General features: G+C 66.0%; 21 protein-coding genes and 2 pseudogenes. 7 read left to right on the forward strand and 16 right to left on the reverse strand.

The window, feature by feature from the left end:
- Positions 1–3: 3 nt before the first annotated feature.
- Complete coding sequence (locus tag FLG15_RS04110; protein WP_057679196.1) at positions 4–225, reverse strand: hypothetical protein; 222 nt, start codon at positions 223–225, stop codon at positions 4–6.
- Positions 226–374: 149 nt separating this feature from the next.
- Complete coding sequence (locus FLG15_RS04115) at positions 375–2,114, reverse strand: glutamine--tRNA ligase/YqeY domain fusion protein (RefSeq protein ID WP_150145576.1); 1,740 nt, start codon at positions 2,112–2,114, stop codon at positions 375–377.
- A 420-nt stretch (positions 2,115–2,534) separates the two neighbouring features.
- Here FLG15_RS04115 and FLG15_RS04120 point away from each other — a divergent pair, with 420 nt between their 5' ends.
- Together FLG15_RS04120 and FLG15_RS04125 are read left to right on the forward strand one after the other, a co-directional pair.
- Positions 2,535–3,176, forward strand: a complete 642-nt coding sequence (locus tag FLG15_RS04120) for a glutathione S-transferase family protein (RefSeq protein ID WP_057679194.1) — start codon at positions 2,535–2,537, stop codon at positions 3,174–3,176.
- Positions 3,177–3,178: 2 nt separating this feature from the next.
- Entirely contained in the window at positions 3,179–3,409 is a 231-nt protein-coding gene (locus FLG15_RS04125; RefSeq protein ID WP_039570790.1) for a putative signal transducing protein, read from the forward strand.
- Between the two features lie 127 nt (positions 3,410–3,536).
- Here the strand turns inward: FLG15_RS04125 and FLG15_RS04130 are convergent, their stop codons facing one another.
- The 3 genes from FLG15_RS04130 to FLG15_RS04140 are packed head-to-tail and all read right to left on the reverse strand — an operon-like array spanning position 3,537 to position 6,612.
- Entirely contained in the window at positions 3,537–4,001 is a 465-nt protein-coding gene (locus FLG15_RS04130; RefSeq protein WP_017157282.1) for a response regulator, read from the reverse strand.
- Positions 3,998–5,908: an ATP-binding protein gene (locus FLG15_RS04135; RefSeq protein ID WP_150145578.1), complete on the reverse strand. Its 1,911-nt coding sequence runs from the start codon at positions 5,906–5,908 to the stop codon at positions 3,998–4,000. Before FLG15_RS04135 ends, FLG15_RS04130 begins: the two co-directional genes overlap by 4 nt.
- Positions 5,905–6,612 carry a helix-turn-helix transcriptional regulator gene (locus FLG15_RS04140; RefSeq protein WP_057679192.1) on the reverse strand — a complete coding sequence of 236 codons (708 nt, stop codon included), beginning with the start codon at positions 6,610–6,612 and terminating at the stop codon, positions 5,905–5,907. The genes FLG15_RS04135 and FLG15_RS04140 overlap by 4 nt, the downstream gene beginning before the upstream one ends.
- Positions 6,613–6,736: 124 nt before the next feature.
- Between FLG15_RS04140 and FLG15_RS04145 the strand changes: the two genes are divergently transcribed.
- Positions 6,737–7,252 carry an SgcJ/EcaC family oxidoreductase gene (locus FLG15_RS04145; RefSeq protein ID WP_057687012.1) on the forward strand — a complete coding sequence of 172 codons (516 nt, stop codon included), beginning with the start codon at positions 6,737–6,739 and terminating at the stop codon, positions 7,250–7,252.
- Between the two features lie 95 nt (positions 7,253–7,347).
- On the forward strand, positions 7,348–7,998 hold the full coding sequence (gene msrA / locus FLG15_RS04150; RefSeq protein WP_054318707.1) for a peptide-methionine (S)-S-oxide reductase MsrA: 651 nt from the start codon (positions 7,348–7,350) through the stop codon (positions 7,996–7,998).
- Positions 7,999–8,111: 113 nt separating this feature from the next.
- On the opposite strand, the pseudogene FLG15_RS04155 reads toward msrA, so the two are convergent.
- The 7 genes and pseudogenes from FLG15_RS04155 to ahpC form a co-directional block, all read right to left on the reverse strand.
- A pseudogene (locus tag FLG15_RS04155) lies at positions 8,112–8,316 on the reverse strand (hypothetical protein).
- A 95-nt stretch (positions 8,317–8,411) separates the two neighbouring features.
- Positions 8,412–8,978 carry a type 1 glutamine amidotransferase family protein gene (locus FLG15_RS04160; RefSeq protein ID WP_057680022.1) on the reverse strand — a complete coding sequence of 189 codons (567 nt, stop codon included), beginning with the start codon at positions 8,976–8,978 and terminating at the stop codon, positions 8,412–8,414.
- 352 nt (positions 8,979–9,330) lie between these two features.
- Positions 9,331–10,299 carry a transaldolase gene (locus FLG15_RS04165; protein ID WP_057680021.1) on the reverse strand — a complete coding sequence of 323 codons (969 nt, stop codon included), beginning with the start codon at positions 10,297–10,299 and terminating at the stop codon, positions 9,331–9,333.
- Between the two features lie 53 nt (positions 10,300–10,352).
- On the reverse strand, positions 10,353–10,793 hold the full coding sequence (gene rnk, locus FLG15_RS04170) for a nucleoside diphosphate kinase regulator (RefSeq protein ID WP_057680020.1): 441 nt from the start codon (positions 10,791–10,793) through the stop codon (positions 10,353–10,355).
- 492 nt (positions 10,794–11,285) lie between these two features.
- Positions 11,286–12,227, reverse strand: a complete 942-nt coding sequence (locus FLG15_RS04180; RefSeq protein ID WP_017159506.1) for a LysR substrate-binding domain-containing protein — start codon at positions 12,225–12,227, stop codon at positions 11,286–11,288.
- 91 nt (positions 12,228–12,318) lie between these two features.
- The gene (gene ahpF / locus FLG15_RS04185; RefSeq protein WP_008576352.1) at positions 12,319–13,911 is read right to left on the reverse strand and encodes an alkyl hydroperoxide reductase subunit F; all 1,593 of its coding nucleotides are present in this window, start codon (positions 13,909–13,911) and stop codon (positions 12,319–12,321) included.
- A gap of 213 nt (positions 13,912–14,124) precedes the next feature.
- Positions 14,125–14,688 (reverse strand): alkyl hydroperoxide reductase subunit C, encoded by a 564-nt coding sequence (ahpC, locus tag FLG15_RS04190; RefSeq protein WP_003488826.1) that lies wholly within the window; start codon positions 14,686–14,688, stop codon positions 14,125–14,127.
- Between the two features lie 201 nt (positions 14,689–14,889).
- Here ahpC and prmC point away from each other — a divergent pair, with 201 nt between their 5' ends.
- Both prmC and pip read left to right on the forward strand, forming a co-directional pair.
- Positions 14,890–15,750, forward strand: a complete 861-nt coding sequence (prmC, locus tag FLG15_RS04195) for a peptide chain release factor N(5)-glutamine methyltransferase (protein ID WP_057680019.1) — start codon at positions 14,890–14,892, stop codon at positions 15,748–15,750.
- A gap of 229 nt (positions 15,751–15,979) precedes the next feature.
- Complete coding sequence (gene pip, locus FLG15_RS04200) at positions 15,980–16,921, forward strand: prolyl aminopeptidase (protein ID WP_150145580.1); 942 nt, start codon at positions 15,980–15,982, stop codon at positions 16,919–16,921.
- Between the two features lie 206 nt (positions 16,922–17,127).
- On the opposite strand, the gene FLG15_RS04205 is transcribed toward pip, so the two are convergent.
- Genes FLG15_RS04205 through FLG15_RS04220 form a run of 4 tightly spaced genes read right to left on the reverse strand, consistent with a single transcriptional unit; the run spans position 17,128 to position 20,012 of the window.
- Positions 17,128–17,913: an N-formylglutamate amidohydrolase gene (locus FLG15_RS04205; protein ID WP_057680017.1), complete on the reverse strand. Its 786-nt coding sequence runs from the start codon at positions 17,911–17,913 to the stop codon at positions 17,128–17,130.
- Positions 17,906–18,457 carry an NUDIX hydrolase gene (locus tag FLG15_RS04210; protein ID WP_150145582.1) on the reverse strand — a complete coding sequence of 184 codons (552 nt, stop codon included), beginning with the start codon at positions 18,455–18,457 and terminating at the stop codon, positions 17,906–17,908. Before FLG15_RS04210 ends, FLG15_RS04205 begins: the two co-directional genes overlap by 8 nt.
- On the reverse strand, positions 18,454–19,440 hold the full coding sequence (locus tag FLG15_RS04215) for a 5'-3' exonuclease (protein ID WP_057662651.1): 987 nt from the start codon (positions 19,438–19,440) through the stop codon (positions 18,454–18,456). The genes FLG15_RS04210 and FLG15_RS04215 overlap by 4 nt, the downstream gene beginning before the upstream one ends.
- Entirely contained in the window at positions 19,437–20,012 is a 576-nt protein-coding gene (locus FLG15_RS04220) for a nitroreductase family protein (protein ID WP_057662653.1), read from the reverse strand. The genes FLG15_RS04215 and FLG15_RS04220 overlap by 4 nt, the downstream gene beginning before the upstream one ends.
- A 64-nt stretch (positions 20,013–20,076) precedes the next feature.
- Between FLG15_RS04220 and FLG15_RS04225 the strand changes: the two are divergent.
- Positions 20,077–20,374: pseudogene (locus FLG15_RS04225) on the forward strand (hypothetical protein).
- Positions 20,375–20,587: the final 213 nt, after the last annotated feature.

Below are 20,587 nucleotides of genomic sequence, written 5' to 3' on the forward strand. Positions count from 1 at the left end.
TCCTCAGGGCGTGTATTGCAGCGTGCCGTGCGGCAGGGCGTTGATCAAGGCGAGCGCTGCAGACAGATACAACCCCGCCACGCCGCAACGGTGCGCTGTTCCAGCCGCTGTGATGTCGTCGGTCACACGCACCGCGCCGCGTGCGAACGATGGCGTTGCGCAATCAGTGGGATGGCGTCGCAGCACCTGCGCGACCGCCACGATCGTGATGGTCTGCAGATCCACGGCATGGCGGCCAGTCTGCTGCGCATCGGCGCTGCGGCGGCGAGGGTGCGTGATAACGCAGATGCCGCCTCTGCAGCCGCACAGCCGCCGACCGATCTCGCTGGCAGCGACGCCCTGCTTGCAAGAGCGCCGCTGGCTGTCCTGCGCGCTTACTTGGCCCAGGTATCGCGCAAGGTCACGCTGCGATTGAAGACCGGTGTGGCCGCACTATGGTCGCGACGGTCGGCAACGAAGTAACCGGTGCGTTCGAACTGGAACGCCTGCTCGGGCGCTGCCAACGCTGCACCCGGCTCCACGTAGCCGCGCACGTTGCGCTTGGATTCGGGGTTCAGGTAATCGCGGTAGGTCTTGCCTTCGGATTCGTCGTCGGGCTTCTCCACCGAAAACAGGCGGTCGTACAGGCGGATTTCCGCTTCCACCGCGTGCGCGGCGCTGACCCAGTGGATGGTGCCCTTGACCTTGCGGTTGGCACCTTCCATGCCCGGTCGCGATTCCGGATCCAGCCAGCCGCGCAGTTCGACGATCTCGCCGTCGGCGTTCTTGATCACCTCGTCCACGCGCGCAATGCCTGCGCCGCGCAAGCGGATTTCGCCGCCCGGCACCAGACGCTTCCAGCCCTTGGGCGGAACCTCGGCAAAATCCTCGCGCTCGATCCACAGCTCGCGCGCGAACGGCACCTCGCGTGTGCCAAAGCTGTCGTCCTTGGGGTGGTTGGAAAATTGCAGCGTTTCGGCGTGGCCTTCCGGCAGGTTGGTCAGCACCAGCTTGAGCGGATCGATCACGGCCATGCGGCGCGGCGCCGCTGCGTCCAGATCCTCGCGCAGGCAACCTTCCAGCACCGAGAAATCGATCAGCGAGTTCTGCTTGCTGATGCCCACGCGGTCGACGAACAACCGCATCGCCGCCGGCGTGTAGCCGCGGCGGCGCAGGCCCTGCAGCGTGTACATGCGCGGGTCGTCCCAACCGTCCACCAGTTGCTCTTCCACCAGCGCGGTGAGCTTGCGCTTGCTCATCACCGTGTAATTGATGTTGAGGCGCGAAAACTCGATCTGCCGCGGCTTGGCCGCTTCGCGCGGCAAGCCCTTGTCCAGCAGCGGCTGCAGCAGTTCCGGGTGACCGGCCAGGTCCACCTTGTCCACGCACCAGTCGTACAACGGGCGGTGGTCTTCGAATTCCAGCGTGCACAGCGAGTGGGTGATGCCTTCCACCGCATCGCCGAGCGAATGCGCGAAGTCGTACATGGGGTAGATCGGCCACGCATTGCCGGTGTTCTGGTGCTCCACATGCTTGATGCGGTACAGCGCCGGGTCGCGCAGGTTGATGTTGCCGCTGGCCATGTCGATCTTGGCGCGCAGCGTGCGCGCGCCGTCGGGGAATTCGCCGGCACGCATGCGCGCGAACAGCTCCAGGTTTTCTTCGACGCTGCGCTCGCGGAACGGCGAATTGCGGCCGGGCTCGGTCAGCGTGCCACGGTACTCGCGCACCTGTTCTGCGGACAGGTCGCACACGAACGCATGGCCATCGCGAATCAGCTTCTGCGCGGCCAGGTAATACACCTCGAAATAATCCGAGGCGTGGCGCAGTTGCGCCCACTCATAGCCCAGCCAGCGCACATCGTCCTGGATGGCGACCACGAACTCGGGGTCTTCCTTGGCCGGGTTGGTATCGTCCAGGCGCAGATTGCACAGCCCCCCGAACTCGGCCGCCAGTCCGAAATCCAGGCAGATCGCCTTGGCATGGCCGATGTGCAGGTAGCCGTTGGGCTCGGGCGGGAAGCGGGTGCGGATGACCGTGTGCTTGCCGCTGGCCAGATCCTCGCGGACGATCTGGCGGATGAAGTCTTTCTTCTCCGCCGGGGCGGTGGCGTCGGTGGCTAGGGTCTCGGACATGCGCGCATCAGCAATAGGTAAACCGCAAGTTTAGGCGGTGGCACCGGATAGGGGTAGGCGCGGGCGGCGGCGGGGTGCCGTCTGGGCGTCGATTTGCGTGTGGCCTGGTGCCCAATCGCCCCTGCAGGCCGTGCCGGGGTTGCGTGGGTTCTGGCGTCGCCTGCCTTCACGCTGCAACCCACCGGCACGCCAGGCGGCGCCGACGGACCAGGCGAGCAGGCGCGGTCGGAGCGCCCTTCGCGCAACAACCGCGGTGCCAAAGCCGCTCTCGCCTCACGCTTGGCTTCTTCGCGCTGTTGATCCGCAAACACGGCCTTGCGCGCGTGCTGCAGGACAGGGCATGCCGTGCGGCCCGGCATGGCTGGCGGGCATCGGCCGCGACGCGTACGCTGCGCCGACCCCGTTGGAGCGCTCGAGCCCATGTCACTGCCCCGTCTGGTGATCGGCGACAAGACCTTGTCTTCCTGGTCGTTGCGGCCGTGGCTGCTGTTGCGTCACTTCAAGGTGCCGTTCGAGGAAGTCGCGCTGCCACTGGCGACGCCCGAATTCCAGGCGCGTATTGCCGGGTATTCGCCGACCCGCCAGGTGCCGGTGCTGTGGGACGACGCCCTGCATGTGTGGGATTCGCTGGCGATCTGCGAGTACATCAACGAGCGCTGGCTGGACGGGCGCGGCTGGCCGGCCGACCTTGCCGTGCGCGCACAGGCGCGCGCTGCCGCGGCGGAGATGCATTCGGGCTTTGCGGCCTTGCGCAGCCAGCTGCCGATGAATCTGGCCCGCGCGCCGGGCCCTGCCCAGTGGGATGCGGCCGCCGAGCGCGATATCACGCGCATCCAGGCGCTGTGGGCCAGCCTGCGCGCCGAACACGGCCATGCCGGGCAGTTCCTGTGTGGGCAGTTCGGCATCGTCGATGCGATGTATGCGCCGGTGGCGCTGCGTTTTTCCAGCTACGGCGTGCCGTTGTTTGAAGCGGCCGGCGATTATCTGGCGGCGCTGGATGCGTTGCCGGCGTTGCGCGACTGGCGCAACGGCGCAGCGCGCGAACGTGCGGAGCGTGGCTGAAGATGCAAATCGCCTACCGCGCCAGTCACCTCATCGATGCGCATCTGGCCAAGCACGCGCTGGAAGATGCCGGCATCACCGCGTTCGTCTTCGGTGAATCGCTGCTGGGCGGCGCCGGCGAGCTGCCCGCCTTCGGCGTGCTGCAGGTCTGCGTGGCAGATATGCAGTTGACTCAGGCCCAGGCGGTGCTGGCAGAGATCGGCTTGTGCGGGCAGGTCACGCGGGCGCTGTAGCGTTGAACGCGCTGGGCGCCTGTGCAATGCCTGGCGTAGGAGCGCACCCGGGCGCGACGGGCATTGCCGGGAACATACGTCGCGCGCGGGTGCGCTCCTACGAGGGAATCGCGCGATCGCGCGCCCATCAACTCTGCTGACGCCACCCCGGCGGCGCTGCATCCGGCGCGGCCAATGCGCGCAGGCGCTTGAACAACACGGTGGTTTCGGCCACGTTCCAGACCCGCAGTGCGACCTCGAAGGTATCCAGCGGCTTGGTCAAAAAGTCCTTGGCGCCCAGGCCCAGTGCGCGGTGGCGCGCGCTGCGGCTGGGGTCGGCGGTGAGCACGATCACGGGCAGGAACTGGCCAGGGTCTGATAGCCGCGCCAGCTGTTCCAGCAGCGCGTAGCCGTCCAGCTCGGGCATCTTCAGATCCAGCAGGATCAGGTCCGGCGCAAATGCCGAGACCAGGCCCATGACCCGGAGCGGATCGGTGGTGGCGATCACTTGCTGGAAGCCTTCGCGTTGCAGCAGGTCTTCGAGCAACCGCACATTGGCCGGCTCGTCGTCGACAATGAGGATGCGGGAACCGAGGATTTCGTCGCGTGTCATGCCAGCAATCCGTCAAGCACAGTGAAGAATTCCGCCACATCGAGCGGCTTGGTCAGATAGGCGCGCACGCCTTGATTGCCGACGCGCGCCAGCGTGGCGGTCGTGGCATCGGCACTGATCACCACCACCGGGATGGCGGCCAGCGCCGGCTGCGCCTGCAATTCGCGCAACAGCTCTTCGCCGCTGCCATCGCTCAGGTGCAGGTCCAGCAGGATCAGATCCGGCGCGCCGTGCTGCAATAGCGCACGCGCCTGCGCCAGGCTGGCCGCTTCGAGCAGTTGCCACTGCGGGCGACGCTCGGTGAGCGTGCGGATCAACGCCTGATTCGATGGGTTGTCTTCGATGCTCAACAGCCGGCACACGCCGCTGCCGACACTGCTCGGCGGCACCAGCGGCCGCGCAGGTTCGCTTTGCTGATGCTCGCCCTGCGGCAGGGAAATCCAGAACCGCGCGCCATCGCTGCTGCTGTCCACGCCAATCTGCCCACCCATCGCCTCGATCAAGCGCTTGCTCAGCGCCAACCCCAGCCCGGTGCCTTCCACCGCAGAGCGCTCGGCGCCCAAACGCTCGAACGGTGTAAACAGGCGTTCGATCTGCGCCGGGGTCAGCCCCGCGCCCTGGTCGGCAACCGTGATACGCACCTGCTCGCCATCGGCCTGCGCGCTCACCTGCACCTGGCCGCCAGTACGATTGAACTTGACCGCGTTCGACAGCAGGTTGAGCAGCACCTGGCGCAGCCGCTGCGCATCGGCGCGCACCGTCCACGGTCCATCGATGGATGCCGGTTGCAGTGCAATGCCATGCTTGTCGGCATCCGGCGCGATCAGTCCCAAGGCTTCGTGCACGGCCGCGCGTACCGAGACCGGCCCCGGGCTCAGATCAAGTTGATCGGCTTCGATACGCGCGATGTCCAGCAGCTCGGTGATCAACCCGAGCAAGTGCCTGCCGGCACCCAGAATGTGCTGCAGGTGCCGCCGATGACCCGGCTCGGGCAGATCCATTTCCAGCACCTGCGCATAGCCCAGGATCGCATTGAGCGGAGTCCGCAGTTCATGGCTGCTGCGCGAGAGAAATTCGGTTTTTGCGCGGTTGGCGGTTTCGGCCTCGCGCCGCGCCAGCTGCGCTTCGGCTGCGCGTGCGGCCAATAGTTCGCTGGCTTGCGCCAGACGCTGCCCGACCTGGCCCAGCTCGTCGCCGGCACGCGGTTGCGGTGCCAGCGGCAGGCCTTCGCCCAGCCGGTCGGCGTTGGCGGCCAGGGTGCGCAGGCGCCCGGACAATGCCGAGGCGAACCATGCCACCGCAAAGACCGCGCCCAGCCCGCCCAGCATCGCCGCGCTCAAGGTGATGATGAGGTTGCGCTGGCGCAGCCCCTGCGCCTTGGCGGTACGCACCTGCAACTGCGCGGTTTCGTAGTTGCGCAATTCGCGCAGTTCCGCACGCAGGATGTCGAGTTTGTATTTGCCATCCCACAGTTGCCGGATCTCTTCTTCGCGGCTCAGATCCGGTGCCAGCAATCTGCGCCAACCCTGCATTTTTTCGGCAAAAAGCGGCTTGATGCGCGCAAAGCGCCGCGCCTGGCTGGGGTCGGTGATGCGTTGCGAAAGACGGTCGGCCACGCGCTGCAGCCGCGGCTCTGCATCGCGGTACGGGGTCAGGAATTCATCGCGCCGCACCAGCCGATAGCCGCGCACACCGGCCGCGGTTTCGGCCAACAGCGCGTGTGCTTCGTACAGGTCGCTGAGCACTTCCAGGGTCTGGCGCACGTCGTTTTCGGCGGCGATGTTCTGCCGTTCCACGCTGTAGATCGCCATCAACGCAACGGCCAGCAACAGCAGCGGCAGGGTGACCACCGCCAGGCTTTTGCGGGTAATCGGCCAATCGTTCCAACGCACCGCCAATGCATTCATAGCGCAAGTCCGGATTGGACCGCGTACACCGCGGCCTGGGTGCGATCTTTTACCTCAAGTTTCTGCAGGATTCGCTCCACGTGCACTTTGACCGTGCCGGGAGAAATCCCCAGTTCAGCTGCGAGGGTCGCGTTGGTGAGTCCGCGCGGGAGCAACGACAACACCTGTTTTTCGCGCTTGCTCAGCGCGGCCAGACGGTCGTCCTGCAGCGGTTTGCGCCGCCGCGTGGCAATTGGTTTGGCCGGTTCTGCCACCATCGCCGGCAGCAACAGCGCGAACGCCTGCAGCGCCTGCACGTCGTCATTGCCGGGAGGCGGGCGGCCGTCGCTCCAGGCCACGCAGAGCATGCCGTGCGTGGTGCCCAGCGCGTGGATCGGCACCCTGGCTTCGCGCATATCGGACGGGCGTGGCGGCATCCACCAGGCCGCTTCATGGCCATCGCCCGCGGCGCTGGCCCCGGGCGGCAATGCCCGGCCGCGGCTGGCTAACACCTGCGCGCGCGGGCCGCGCTGCGCCAATACCGCGCCGTGTTCCAGGCCCAGCAACAACAGCACCCGCCCGAGGACTGCATCGCAGGCCTGCTCGGGGCTCTGTGCCTGGCGCAGTGCAACGGCTGCTTCCCACAGCGCCTGCCAACGCGCGCTATCGGAGGCCTCGCGGCGCAAGGTCAGGCGCCAATCGCCAGCATTGGTAGGGGTTTCCATAGGTTCGCTCTAGGCCGATCAGCATATTTGAGTATATGCCACTCGGCAGAATTGTTGGGGCTGCTTGATTTCGATACTGGCCTTGCCTGCTGAGGCACCCCCATCAATCACACGGAGACTTCCCATGCGTCGCACCCTCTTCTCTCTGGTTCTGGCTGTGGCTGCCACCCCGGCGCTGGCTGGCGGCGTGATGCACTACACCGACAAGGCCAAGCTGCCGGCCGGCGGCGAGGAGCGCGAAGTCGCTGCGCTGTTCGACACCTGGAACGCGGCGCTGGCCACCGGCAACCCGCACAAGGTGGCCGACCTTTATGCACCGGACGGCGTGTTGCTGCCGACGGTCTCCAACGAAGTGCGCGCCTCGCGCGAGCAGATCGAAAACTACTTCGAGATGTTCCTGACCAAGAAGCCGCAGGGCGTGGTCAACTACCGCACCGTGCGCGTGCTCGACGACGACAGCGCCGTGGATGCCGGCGTGTACACCTTCACCTTGACCGACAAGGCCGGCAACAAGAGCAACGTGCAGGCCCGCTACACCTTCGTCTACGAAAAGCGCGACGGCAAGTGGTTGATCATCAACCACCACAGCTCGGCGATGCCGGAAGTGGACACGCGCGCGACAGTTGCCAAGGCCAAGTAATGCGGCGCGGGCGACAGGCGCCGGTCGGGCAGGCTTGAAAGTGGCTCTGGCCGGCGCCATCCAGCAGGCAATCCTCACGATTGCGGAGTTGCACCATGCTGGGAATCGGCGCCTTCAAACAACGTATGCCACGCCCGGGCGAAGCCCTGCCTGGGCGCGAGCAAGCGCTGCCGCTGCATAACACGCACCTGGTCAACGGCCATCCGTTGCGCGGGGAATTCACTGGTCTGGCCCAAGTGCAATTCGGGCTTGGCTGCTTCTGGGGCGCAGAACGCAAGTTCTGGAACGTGCCAGGGGTTTACACCACGGCAGTGGGTTACGCCGGCGGGCAGACGCCGAACGCGACCTATTCGGAAGTGTGTTCCGGGCAGACCGGCCACACCGAAGCGGTTCTGGTGGTGTTCGACGAACAAGCGGTGTCGTTCGCGCAATTGCTGCGTACGTTCTGGGAAAGCCACGACCCCACCCAGGGCATGCAGCAAGGTAACGATGTCGGCACGCAATATCGCTCGGCGATTTACTGCACCACGCAGGCGCAGTACGACGCCGCGCTTGCCAGCCGCGATGCGTATCAGCAACAACTGACCGCAGCCGGGTACGGCGAAATCACCACGGAGATCCGTTTCCCGGCGCCCACGTTCTACTACGCCGAAGACGATCACCAGCAATATCTGGCCAAGCACCCCAATGGTTATTGCGGGCTTGGCGGCACGGGAGTGAGCTGCCCGATCGGGCTGGATGCCTGACGGAAAGGCGGGCCGGATTGAAACGTTGCCATCCACAAAGATCGTGGCAGCGTGCCGATGGCCGACAGTGACCGGCAGCGTTATCACGATCAGGCACCGCATGGGAGTGCGTGCTAGGCAACTTGAATGGCTGCGTCGGAGACGGCGTGGCCATCTTTTTTTGCGGCGTTCTCGCCAGGCATGCCGCTGATGGCGCGGTGTGTTCGCAGGCGAACCGGCGCGGTGAAGCTGCGCCGCAAATCGCAGTTGCGTGCTGCCACGGCACGCGAGGCGTAAAAACCGGTTGCGTACCCAACCTGGCGCTCGTTGCGCCAGCATTGGAGGCAAGTCGCCAGGGCGCGCGAAAGACCGGTTGCTGCATCGGATGGTCAGCCGATGCAGCGCATCAACCATGCCGGCCTGAATCGAGTGGATTAAACGAATTCTCCGGCAAACATGCCGCGCAACTGGGCAAGCGTGTCGGTGCGCTCCGGATGCAATTGCCGCATGCATGCCAATGCGAAATTCACCGGGCTGGTGCCGGGTGCGGTGATGACGCCGTCGGCGCTGACCACCTTTTCGTGGCGATAGTGCGCAGCGCCTGCGGGCACCACGTGCTCCTGCAGGAAGGCCAGCGCGTTGCTGGTGTGCGCGCGCTCATCGAGCAGGCCGGCATAGGCGAAGGCGAGGGTGGCACCGCAAATCGCCGCGACCGGGCGCTGCTGCTGCACGCGCTCGACCAGCAAGCCGCTCAGACCGGGGATTTCGCCGGCCTGCCAGCGTTCGCTGCCGGGCAGGATCCACAGATCGGCCTGCAGTGGCGCCAGATCGGAAAGGGCGAATTCCGGCGTGATGCGCACCCCGCCGATGGACTGCAGCGGTTGCCCGTCGATACTGGCAATGGCGACCTGGTCGCCGAACCATTCGCGTGCTGCCGGCAGCACCACGCCGATTTCCCAATCGGCCACGCCGTCGACCATCACCACTGCAATGTTTGCCATTGTCCGTTACGCCAGTTGAGGGAATCCGGATTCTAGGCAGTGCGCGCGCAGCGGATGTAAGCGATATGTGGAGGGCAGGGCTCACTCGGTCCGGGCGTGACACGGCGCGGGTATGGCGTGACGTTGCCGCGCGGTCTCCTGCCTGTCGTGCAGCGGCGCTGATATGTGGTTGCCGTTGATCCCCGGCAAAGCCGGCTGCGCACGCCGACGCCCGCGAGCTGCCGCACCGGTGTCCGTTATCGGCACGCAGACCGGCTTGGCCGCACATCTCCATCTAAACCCAAGTCAAAAACGACAACGCCCGCAGCCAAGCAGCTGCAGGCGTTGTGAGCAGAACAGGCGCGCTGCGTGATCAGCCAGCGAGCTTGTCGGCGATGGTCTTGCGCAGTGCGTGCAAGTCCTTGGCGAACGTGTCGATGCCGCCGGCCAGCTTCTCGGTGGCCATCGGGTCGGCGGCCAGGCCCGAAGCGAAGCTGTCGCTGTCGATCGGGGTGAACGGGGCATTGTCGGCCTTGGCCGGGGAGAGCTTGCGCGGCAACTCGCCGTGCTCGGCGTCGAGCTTTTCCAGCAGGTCCGGCGAAATGGTCAGGCGGTCGCAACCTGCCAGCGCTTCGATCTGCGCGGTGGAGCGGAACGAGGCGCCCATGACCACGGTGGACGAGCCGCGCTGCTTGAACTCGTTATAGACGGTGCGCACGAAGACCACGCCCGGATCTTCGTCGATGCTAGCCGGGGTCTGCCCCTTGCCCACGTAGTAGTCCAGGATGCGGCCCACGAACGGAGAGATCAGGAACACGCCCGCTTCGGCGCAGGCCAGCGCCTGCGAGCGGTTGAAGATCAGCGTCAGGTTGCAGTCGATGCCTTCTTTCTGCAGCTGACGGGCGGCTTCGATGCCTTCCCAGGTCGCGGCGATCTTGATCAGGATCTTGTCCTTGGACACACCGCGCTCGGCGTACATCGCAATGAACTTGCGCGCCTTGGCGATGGTGGCCTGGGTGTCGTGTGCCAGATCGGCGTCGACTTCGGTGGACACGCGCCCCGGCACCAGTTCGGCCAGCTTGACGCCCACGCCGATGGTGAGCCGGTCGGCGACTTCGTTGACGGTGGCAGTGCGATCGTCGCCGCCGTGCTCGCGGCCCCAGGCCAGCTCGCGTTCGATCAGGTCGGCGTAGACCGGCAGATCCAGGGCCTTTTTGACCAGGGTGGGATTGGTGGTGCAGTCGACCGGCTGCAGGCGCTTGATGGCGTCGTAGTCGCCGGTATCGGCAACGACAACGGACAGTTCACGCAGCTGGGCGAGCTTGGAGGGGGATGCAGTCATGCGGGTTCTCTCGAATCGTGGAACGGGTCGGGGATAGGACGCAGCGCGCTACGTTAGCGCGCTGCGCGCCGGAAGTCGCCCGCAGCTGCGGGTTGGTCGTGCACGGCAGTCACGCGCAGGCGCAGGTCGCGTCCGTCGGGCGTGCGCCAATCGATGCTCTGGCCGACCGACAGGCCGAGCAATGCGCTGCCGACCGGCGCAAGCACCGAGATGCGGCCGTGCTGCACATCGGCTTCATGCGGATACACAAGGGTGAGCGTATGCCGTTCGCCATGCAGTTGGTCTTCGCATTCGATGCGTGAGTGCATGGTGACAACATCGCCGGGAATCTGGTCGGGCGGCAACACGCGGGCGCGGCCCAGTTCGTCGCTCAGCGCAGTGGCGGCGGGATGCTTGTTGAAGGTTGGCGAATCGAGCAATGCCTCGAGCCGGGCAAGGTCGTGGCTGGATACCAGGATGGATGGCGGCAAGCCGCTGTGGTGTTGCGAAGTCATGGCAGTCTCCTGACGAATACGGCTTGCCAACACGGCAAGCGGCACTGGCAAGATGAGGGCGCCGGCGGCTGATGGCAATGGATGGTGTGAAGCCAGGACACCGTCAGGGCCGCCAGGCAGTCGCTGCGGGCCTGGTGCGGCGAGCAAGCGCTGCGGTTGGGTCAATTGGAGGGGGAGGGCATGACGGGCGCTGCACACGAGCCTGCTACCAGCCCATGCCGCAAACGCCGCGCCATCGGTCTCAAGCAAGCGAACAAGACGCTGCGCGTACATCGCATGGTCGCGTGGGCAGCGCGCCGCCGCCAGCCGCGTCGAGCAGACAGCGGCGGATTGATGCGCCGCCAACCTTGGGCAAGAGGGCTGCGCACAAACACAAAGCGACGCTCGCGCGCCGCCCATTTCCAAACCTCCAACCACAGCCAAAGCGATCGCAACCGCGATACGCTTTTCCGATTCCCGATTCCCGATTCCCGATTCCCGATTCCCGAATCCCTAAGCCGCAACCGCCTTCGGTCCTGTCGCCGGCTGATCCAGCGTGAACAGGCTCTCGGGCAATTCCTTGAACAATTGCGAGAGCTGCTCGAGAAATGCGGTCATGGCCGAACTGCGGCGCCACGCCATCGCGATGCGGCGGCTAGGCTGCTTGTCTTCACGGAAGCGGATCAGGCGGATGTTCTCCGAGCGCGCAACAGGCGGCTTGACCGCCAACAGCGGCAGCAAGGTCACTCCGACATTCGCCGCGACCATCTGGCGCAAGGTTTCCAGACTGGTGGCCTGAAATTCGGATTTTTCCAGCGCGCCTGCCAGGTGGCAGACATCCAGTGCCTGGTCGCGCAAGCAGTGGCCATCTTCCAGCAGCAACAGTCGCTGCTCGGACAGGTCATCCAGGGTCATGCTGTCGTGGCGCGACAGCGGGTGGCCTTCGGGCACTGCCAGCACGAAGGGTTCTTCGAACAGGAATTCGGCATGCAGCTGGTCGTCCTGCAATGGCAGTGCAAGCAGTGCGGCATCCAGGCGGCCTTCGCGCAACTGGTGCATCAGCCGATCGCTCTTTTCTTCGATCAGCAGCAGTTCCAGACGCGGAAAACGCTGGCGGATACGCGGTACCACGTGCGGCAACAAATACGGGGCCAGGGTGGGAAAGATGCCCAGGCGCACCGTACCCGCTTCCGGATCCTGGCTGCGGCGTGCGGCTTCCTTCATCTGTTCCACCTCGGCCACGATGCTGCGCGCGCGCACGGCGGCTTCGCGGCCGGCCGGGGTCAGCATGACCTTGCGCGGTGCACGTTCCACCAGCGACACGCCGAGTTCGTCTTCGAGTTTCTTGATCTGGGTGGACAGCGTGGGCTGGCTGACAAAGCAGGCCGACGCAGCACGGCCGAAATGCTTGTGGTCGGCCAGGGCTACCAGATATTTCAGGTCACGCAGATTCATATGCAGCAGCCTTCTTTGCGGTGACGGGGAACGACTGGCGCGTGTGCAAGCTTAGGCGCCCGGGCTGGCCGGGCGCCAAGCAGGCGCTCGCTTATGCCGCCTGGGCCACGCTGTCGGCAGTGGCCGGTGCGCTGGTGCGGATCAGGTGGTCGAATGCGCTCAACGCGGCCTTGGAACCTTCGCCCATCGCGATCACGATCTGCTTGTACGGCACCGTGGTGGCGTCGCCCGCGGCGAACACGCCGGGCACATCGGTCTGGCCGCGGTCGTCGACGATGATTTCGCCGCGCGGCGACAGCGCCACCGTGCCGCGCAGGAACTCGGTGTTGGGGAGCAGGCCGATCTGCACGAACACACCTTCCAGCTCGATGTGCTGGATGTCGCCGCCGGTGCGGTCCTTGTAGACCAGACCGGTGACCTTCTGCCCGTCGCCCAGCACCTCAGTGGTCTGCGCGCTGGTGATGATGCGCACGTTGTGCAGGCTGCGCAGCTTGCGTTGCAGCACTTCGTCGGCGCGCAGCTTGTCGTCGAATTCCACCAGCGTGACATGCGCCACGATGCCGGCCAGATCGATCGCCGCTTCCACGCCGGAGTTGCCGCCGCCGATCACCGCCACGCGTTTGCCCTTGAACAGCGGGCCGTCGCAGTGCGGGCAATACGCCACGCCCTTGTTCTTGTACTGGTCTTCGCCGGGCACGTTCATCTGCCTCCAGCGCGCACCGGTGGACAGGATCACGGTCTTGCTCTTGAGCGAGGCGCCATTGGCCAGCTTGATTTCGATCAGGCCGTCGGCACCAGCCGGAATCAGCTGCTCGGCACGCTGCAGATTCATGATGTCCACGTCGTACTGGCGCACGTGCTGCTCCAGCGCGGCGGCCATCTTCGGGCCTTCGGTCTCCGGCACGGAGATGAAGTTTTCAATCGACATGGTGTCCAGCACCTGGCCGCCGAACCGTTCGGCCGCCACCCCGGTGCGGATGCCCTTGCGCGCGGCATACACCGCTGCTGCCGAGCCGGCCGGGCCACCGCCCACCACCAGCACGTCGAAGGCTTCTTTCGCGGCGATCTTCGCAGCGTCGCGCTTGGCGGCGTTGGTGTCGAGCTTGGCGACGATCTGCTCCAGCGTCATGCGGCCCTGGTCGAACAGCTCGCCGTTCAAGTACACGGTGGGCACCGACATGATCTGGCGGGCTTCCACTTCGTCCTGGAACCAGGCACCGTCGATGGCCACGTGCTTGATGCGCGGGTTGAGCACGGCCGCCAGGTTCAGCGCCTGCACCACGTCCGGGCAGTTCTGGCACGACAGCGAGAAATAGGTTTCGAACTGGTAGTCGCCCTCCAGGTGCTGCACCTGCTCGATCAGCTCGGCAGCGGCCTTGGACGGGTGGCCGCCCACCTGCAGCAGCGCCAGCACCAGCGAGGTGAACTCGTGGCCCATTGGCAAGCCGGCAAAGCGCAGCGAGATGTCCTGGCCCGGCGTGGTCAACGCGAACGAGGGCTTGCGCTGGTTGTCGTCGCGGTGGATGTCCAGGCTGATCTTGTCCGACAGCAGGACCAACTCTTCCAGCAGGTCGAGCATTTCGCGCGAGCCGGCACTGTCGTCGATCGAGGCGTTGATTTGAATCGGCCGCGTCACCCGTTCCAGGTAGGCGGTCAGCTGGGTCTTGAGATTGGCATCCAACATGGAGAACTCCTGGGAATGGGCAAGGGGAGGGCATGGCGTCGCTGCGCTGAGGCAGGTCGCCGGGAAGGAAGGGAGTGAACCGCAGCCGGCGCGAGGTCGGGATGCGTGCTGGCGGCGGCTGGCGGGCAGCCCGGCACCGGCTCCGGTTCACCCCCGGCCCAATTGGGCCGGAGATGCTCCGACCTTGCGACAGGTCGGAGGGGGACAGCCGGCTTAGATCTTGCCGACCAGGTCCAGCGACGGAGCCAGGGTCTTGGCGCCTTCCTTCCACTTGGCCGGGCAGACCTGGCCAGGATTGTTGGCCACGAACTGCGCCGCGGTCAGCTTGCGCAGCGTCTCGGTGACGTCGCGGGCGATGGAGTTGTCGTGGATTTCCAGGGTCTTGATCACGCCTTCCGGATTGATGATGAAGGTGCCGCGCAGTGCCAGGCCTTCTTCTTCAATGTGCACGCCGAACGCGCGGGTCAGCTTGTGGGTCGGGTCGCCGATCAACGGGAACTGCGCCTTGCCCACGGCCGGGGAGGTTTCGTGCCACACCTTGTGCGAGAAATGCGTGTCGGTGGTGACGATGTAGACCTCGGCGCCAGCCTTCTGGAAGGCGGCATAATTGTCGGCGGCGTCTTCCACTTCGGTCGGGCAGTTGAAGGTGAACGCGGCCGGCATGAAGATCAGCACCGACCACTTGCCCTTCAGGCTGGCCTCGGTGACCTCGATGAAGTTGCCGTTGTGGTACGCATTTGCCTTGAACGGCTGGACCTGGGTGTTGATAAGAGACATTGAGTTTCCTCGTGCGGTGAAAGGGGGCGGGGGATGGAACAAGCGCCATGGTAGGCAGAATCGATAGATTCCTCAAATCGATTGATAGAATTAAATAGATAGCCTGTGACTATCAACTCGTCAGATGGCATCTAGCGCAGTCGCAGTGCACGCCATGGTCGATAATGGCCAGCCGATGTTGCGCGTAGGTGAACAGCCCGTATGTCCGACGATCTTGCCGCCATTCCCGCCGATCAGTTGCTTCGCCGCGCTGCCGGGCGGATTGAGCGCTGCGATGCCGAAGCACTGCTGCTGCACGCCTTGGACCGTGATCGCGCCTGGCTGTTCATGCACGGCCGCGATGCGGTGCCTCTATCGGTCGCGCAGGCCTTCGACGCCTTGGTGCAGCGCCGCGAAGCCGGCGAACCGGTGGCCTATCTGACCGGCTCGCGCGGGTTCTGGACGCTGAACCTGGCGGTCTCGCCGGCCACGCTGATCCCGCGCGCCGACACCGAAGTGCTGGTCGAGCTGGCGCTGGAGCGCCTGGACACCATGCCAGGCCGTCGTGTCGCCGATCTGGGTACCGGCAGCGGCGCGATCGCGCTGGCTATCGCCAGTGAACGTCCGCAGGCGCAGGTGATCGCCACCGATGCCAGCGCCGCGGCGCTGGCGATGGCCCGGCGCAATGCAGACAGCCATGGCCTGCGCAATGTCGATTGCCGGCACGGGAGCTGGTTTGCGCCGCTGGCGGGGGAGGCCTTCGATCTGATCGCCAGCAACCCGCCGTATATCGCCGCGCACGACCCGCACCTGCAGCAGGGCGATCTGCGCTACGAACCGGCCAGCGCGCTGGCCTCGGGCAGCGACGGGCTGGACGATATCCGCCTGATCGTGGCCGATGCGCCTGCGCACCTGCTGCCCGGCGGCTGGTTGCTGCTGGAACACGGCTGGGACCAGGGGGCGGCGGTGGCCGAACTGCTGGCCGCGCGCGGCTTCGCTGCGGTGGCCACGCATCAGGATCTGGAGCAGCGCGATCGCGTGACCTTGGGGCGCTGGTCGCCAGCTGCGGGCCAGGCCAGCTGAGCAATTGCCTTAGCGCCATTCTCGGCAGACCCACCGCGCGTTCCGACGCGGAGCACGCGCATTCTGCAGGGCGGTCGTGCGTATGCGCCCGCCTGCCGGTGAGCGCTGAAGGTTGATGTGCTCTTCAGGGCCTTGCCCCTCACCGCGCATCCGCCTTTTCGATCGCAGGGCGTTGCCCGTGTGCGTGCGCAGCAGCCGATACACTAGCGGTTTCCCGCAGGACCGACGCATGCGCACGCTCTATCCCGAGATCACGCCCTACCAGCAGGGCAGCCTGAAGGTCGACGACCGCCACACGCTGTATTTCGAGCAGTGCGGCAATCCGCAGGGCAAGCGGGTGGTGATGTTGCATGGCGGCCCTGGCGGCGGATGCAACGACAAGATGCGGCGCTTCCACGACCCGGCCAAGTACCGCATCGTGTTGTTCGATCAGCGTGGTTCCGGCCGTTCCACGCCGCATGCCGATCTGGTGAACAACACCACCTGGGATCTGGTGGCCGACATCGAACGGCTGCGCACGCATCTGGGCATCGATCGCTGGCAGGTGTTCGGTGGCAGCTGGGGCTCCACGCTGGCGCTGGCCTATGCGCAGACCCACCCGCAGCAGGTCACCGAGCTGGTGCTGCGCGGCATTTTCCTGCTGCGCCGTTTCGAACTCGAATGGTTCTACCAGCAAGGCGCGAGCCGGCTGTTCCCGGATGCCTGGGAGCACTACATCAACGCGATTGCGCAGGACGAGCGCGGCGACCTGATCGCTGCCTTCCATCGCCGCCTGACCAGCGACGACGAGGCCACGCGGCTGGCCGCCGCCAAGGCCTGGAGCGTGTGGGAAGGCGCCACCAGCTTCCTGCATGTGGATCAGGACTTCGTCACCGGGCATGAAGACGCCCACTTTGCGCTGGCGTTCGCGCGCATCGAAAACCATTACTTCGTCAATGGCGGTTTCTTCGAGGTCGAAGACCAGTTGCTGCGCGACGCGCATCGCATTGCCGACATTCCCGGTGTGATCGTGCACGGCCGCTACGATGTGGTCTGCCCGCTGCAAAGCGCCTGGGACCTGCACAAGGTCTGGCCGAAAGCACAGCTGCAGATCAGCCCGGCATCGGGGCACTCGGCGTTCGAGCCGGAAAACGTCGATGCCTTAGTGCGTGCCACCGATCGCTTCGCCTGATCGCAGCGGCGCGCGTTGCGATGCGGAGGATCGTTGATTGCCTGCGCGGTGCGCGCGTCACCCGATTTGTAGGAGGGGTCGCTCGCGAAGGACTCGTTTTTCGTAGGAGCGCACCCGGGCGCGAGGTGCTTTATCGGTAACGCCCGTCGCGCCCGGGTGCGCTCCTGCCTGGTATGTGTTGTTCATCGTCGCATGTCGCAAGACAGTTATCGTTGCAGCAACCCATCGGCCAACGGTGGAAGAAGGCGCGCCAATCGTTGCGCCCACGCCGTTTGCCCGGCGGTGTCGGCAATCAGGTCCTGGCGGATTTCCAGTTCCACATGCAGCAGGCCGCGGCCCTCGCCATACACCGGAATGGCGTAATCGGTGGCGTCGCTGACCGCATACGGCTGGTTGTCGCCGACCACCAGGTCGGGTTCGGCACGCAGCGCCTGCAGCAGGCGATGCGCCAGCCGCGTGTCGCGGTGGTAGAGCACGCCGGCATGCCAGGGCCGCGCGTTGCCGGCCATGACCGGGGTGAAGCTGTGCATCGACACCAAGACGGTCGGTTGATGGCGCTGTGCACGCGCATCCAGCTCGGCGGCGATGCGTGCGTGATACGGCGCGAAGATCGCCGCGATGCGCTGCTGCCGGTCGCCGTCGGTCAGGTGCTGGTTGCCCGGAACCAGGGTGCCGTCGCTGACTGCCGGCATCAGGCTGGGAGCGTCGTGCGGGCGGTTGCAGTCGATCACCAGGCGCGAATACGTCTGCGCGATGGCGAACGCATCCAGCGCCTCGGCCAGCCGCTGGGTGATCTGCGCAATGCCGATATCCCAGCCGATATGGCGGTCCAGCTCGAACTGCGGCAGCCCCAGGTCGGCCAGCCGCGCCGGCACGCGTTGGCCGGCGTGGTCGGCGATCAACAGCCACGGCGAGGCGGCCTGCGCGTTGTACACGGCGAACGGCGCCGGATCGTCGGCGCCGAGCAATGGTTCGATGGCTGCGTCAGCCACGCGGGGTGCCGTCCAATGCATGATCGGCCAGATACAGGCCGGCCCACAGCTTGGGGTCCATCTGATAGCCCTCGGCCATCTTCTGCACCAGCCAGGCGCCGACCTGCGCGCGCGGGATTGCGTGCACGGTGATGTCCTCGCTGGCATCGCCGCCGCCGTCGCCGACCTTGCGCAGACCGGTGGCACGCACGAAGGCGATCTTCTCGCTGCTGGCGCCGGCCGAGGTGGGGCCGATCATCAGCACTTCGGCATGCTTGGCGGTCCAGCCGGTTTCTTCTTCCAGTTCGCGGATGGCCGACAGCTCGATCGATTCATCGGCATGCACATCGCCCACCGGCCCGGCCGGCATTTCGATGGTGCGCGCCTGCAGCGGCACGCGGAACTGTTCGACGAACAACATCGCATCATCCGGCGTTACCGCCACGATGATCGCCGCCAGGCCGCCGGCATGCACACGTTCGGAATACTCCCAGGTGCCACGCACGACCATGCGCTGGTACTTGCCTTCGTAGGCCACGGTGGGCGGGGTGTCGGGTCGGTTCATGGGCGGGGACCTTGTGCCAGGGAGACGGGAGGAAACGGTGCGGGGGCGCCGGTGCTGGCGGCCAACAGGCGGCGCCGGGTGAGCGGGCCGAAGCGCAGGCTTTCGCACAACCCGGCGAGCATGTCCGCATCGGCGTGGGCACGCGTGAAGCCGGCCTCGGTGAGCGCCAGCGGCGCGTCGAGCGCGATGGTGGTGAGCTGACGCCACAGCAATGCGTGTTCGCGCTGTTCGCGCAGCCGCACCGCCATTTGCGCCGCGCCGCGCAGGCGCAGGAAGGGAATTTCGTCGATGCGCTCCAGCAGCGCATCCAGGCTGCCGAAGTGCGCCAGCAGCACGGCCGCCGATTTGGCGCCGATGCCGGTCACGCCGGGGATGTTGTCGATGGCATCGCCGCATAACGCCAGGTAGTCGGCGATCTGGTGCGCATGCACGCCGTGGCGCGCCTTGACCCCATCCATGCCCCAGCGCTGGTTGCGCGCGTAGTCCCACTGCTCGTCATGCTCGAGCAATAACTGCGACAAGTCCTTGTCGGCCGACACGATCACCCCGCGCAAGCCGTGCGCCCGCACGCTGTGCAGCGCGCTGCCGATCAGGTCGTCGGCCTCGTAATCGCGGTGGGCCAGCACGCTCAGCCCGAGTGCTGCGCACAGCGCCTTGCAATGCGCGAACTGGCGTCGCAACGCATCCGGCGCGGGCGTGCGGTTGCCTTTGTAGGCCGGGTAGATCGCATGCCGGAAGCAGCTGTCCAGGGCTTCGTCAAAGGCGATGGTGATGTGCTGCGGATCTTCGCGTTCGAGCAGGTCCAGCAGAAACCGCGCAAAGCCGTGCACCGCATTGGTGGGCCACCCCTGCGCATCCTGGAATTCGTCCGGGATGGAGTGCCAGGCACGGAACACGTACAGGCTGGCATCCACCAGATACAGCGGGGACGGGCGCTGGATGGCCAGCGGCGCAGCGTCGAGCGGGTTGGTCGGTGTGGTCACGGCGTCCAGTCGCGCAGCAACGCACGCGGGTCCGGGCGCTCGCGTTCGGGCACCTGCATGCGCGGCGTGCCGATATGGATGAAGCCGGCGATGCGTTCGTTGTCTTGCAGGCCCAGGTAGCCCGTCACCGCCGGGTCGTAGGCCATCCACGCGCTCAACCACTGCGCGCCGAAGCCGTGCGCCTGGGCAGCCTGTAGCAACGCGAAACAGACGCAGCCGGCGGTGAGCAGTTGCTCCTGCACGGGTACCTTGTGCTCCGGGCGCAGCGAGGCGATCACCACGATCACCACCGGTGCGTCGCTGAAGCGTCCACGTTCCTTGGCAAGGGTGGCCGGCGATGCCAGCGGGTCGGCGGCCAGGGTGCGCTCGGCGAGGAACTCACCCAGCGCAGCGCGCGCGGCACCGCTGATGCGCAGAAAGCGGAACGGCACCAGTTTGCCGTGGTCGGGCACGCGCACCGCCGAGGTAAGCATGCGCAGCAAGGTGTCTTCATCCGGCCCGGGCGCGCCGAGTTGTTTGGAGGGAACCGAACGGCGCGCGTCCAGCGCCTGGAGCGAATACGGTGCGTGCATAGATCCGGGTCGGGGCAACGAGGTATCGAATTATAGACGGCCGCTTCCCAACGATCGCTGCAGCATGGCCGGTGGGGCCGTGGCTCTGCCGCGATCCACCTTCCGTACCCGCACCCATCTGGATTTCATCCACCGCGCGGGCCGCGGATTGTTGCGGGCAAGCCGTCTGGGATCAGCCCGATCTCCGGCGCCTGGTGGTCGGCGACCGGCGGCGTGGGCGGCGGTGCCTCGCCTCACCGGCGGAGCTGGCGATGCCGATGCTGCTGGAACGCCTGCGCCTGCAACGCGATGGCGATATCTTCCATGGCGCGATGCAATGCTTGGCGGATGGTCCGGAAGCGTCCGCGAAGCTGAAGGCTTAACACCCGCACGCGCAGAATGACCGCCGGCAAGCTCCACCGCGACGTTGCGAGCTAGGATGGCCGCTTGGCACGCAAACCCTGGGCGGTCACGAGTAAAGTGAGTAACATGTCACACTTAACGGATGCGCGAACCGCCTACCATGCACGGGCGGAATTTGGGGCCGCGTCTGTTTCTTCTCGTTTTGAAATTTTCACGCCTGCAGAGGCGGGGAG

This window comes from Xanthomonas phaseoli pv. dieffenbachiae, assembly GCF_008639345.1.
GTDB classification, from domain to species: domain Bacteria; phylum Pseudomonadota; class Gammaproteobacteria; order Xanthomonadales; family Xanthomonadaceae; genus Xanthomonas; species Xanthomonas phaseoli.

Coding starts and splice junctions, on each gene's coding strand:
- FLG15_RS04120 (WP_057679194.1), top strand. CDS start 2,535: ATGTCACTGCCCCGTCTGGTGATCGGCGACAAGACCTTGTCTTCCTGG.
- FLG15_RS04160 (WP_057680022.1), bottom strand. CDS start 8,978: ATGGCAAACATTGCAGTGGTGATGGTCGACGGCGTGGCCGATTGGGAA.
- FLG15_RS04130 (WP_017157282.1), bottom strand. CDS start 4,001: ATGACACGCGACGAAATCCTCGGTTCCCGCATCCTCATTGTCGACGAC.
- pip (WP_150145580.1), top strand. CDS start 15,980: ATGCGCACGCTCTATCCCGAGATCACGCCCTACCAGCAGGGCAGCCTG.
- FLG15_RS04145 (WP_057687012.1), top strand. CDS start 6,737: ATGCGTCGCACCCTCTTCTCTCTGGTTCTGGCTGTGGCTGCCACCCCG.
- FLG15_RS04165 (WP_057680021.1), bottom strand. CDS start 10,299: ATGACTGCATCCCCCTCCAAGCTCGCCCAGCTGCGTGAACTGTCCGTT.
- FLG15_RS04210 (WP_150145582.1), bottom strand. CDS start 18,457: ATGAACCGACCCGACACCCCGCCCACCGTGGCCTACGAAGGCAAGTAC.
- FLG15_RS04140 (WP_057679192.1), bottom strand. CDS start 6,612: ATGGAAACCCCTACCAATGCTGGCGATTGGCGCCTGACCTTGCGCCGC.
- prmC (WP_057680019.1), top strand. CDS start 14,890: ATGTCCGACGATCTTGCCGCCATTCCCGCCGATCAGTTGCTTCGCCGC.
- FLG15_RS04115 (WP_150145576.1), bottom strand. CDS start 2,114: ATGTCCGAGACCCTAGCCACCGACGCCACCGCCCCGGCGGAGAAGAAA.
- ahpC (WP_003488826.1), bottom strand. CDS start 14,688: ATGTCTCTTATCAACACCCAGGTCCAGCCGTTCAAGGCAAATGCGTAC.
- FLG15_RS04180 (WP_017159506.1), bottom strand. CDS start 12,227: ATGAATCTGCGTGACCTGAAATATCTGGTAGCCCTGGCCGACCACAAG.
- FLG15_RS04220 (WP_057662653.1), bottom strand. CDS start 20,012: ATGCACGCACCGTATTCGCTCCAGGCGCTGGACGCGCGCCGTTCGGTT.
- ahpF (WP_008576352.1), bottom strand. CDS start 13,911: ATGTTGGATGCCAATCTCAAGACCCAGCTGACCGCCTACCTGGAACGG.
- FLG15_RS04135 (WP_150145578.1), bottom strand. CDS start 5,908: ATGAATGCATTGGCGGTGCGTTGGAACGATTGGCCGATTACCCGCAAA.
- msrA (WP_054318707.1), top strand. CDS start 7,348: ATGCTGGGAATCGGCGCCTTCAAACAACGTATGCCACGCCCGGGCGAA.
- rnk (WP_057680020.1), bottom strand. CDS start 10,793: ATGACTTCGCAACACCACAGCGGCTTGCCGCCATCCATCCTGGTATCC.
- FLG15_RS04125 (WP_039570790.1), top strand. CDS start 3,179: ATGCAAATCGCCTACCGCGCCAGTCACCTCATCGATGCGCATCTGGCC.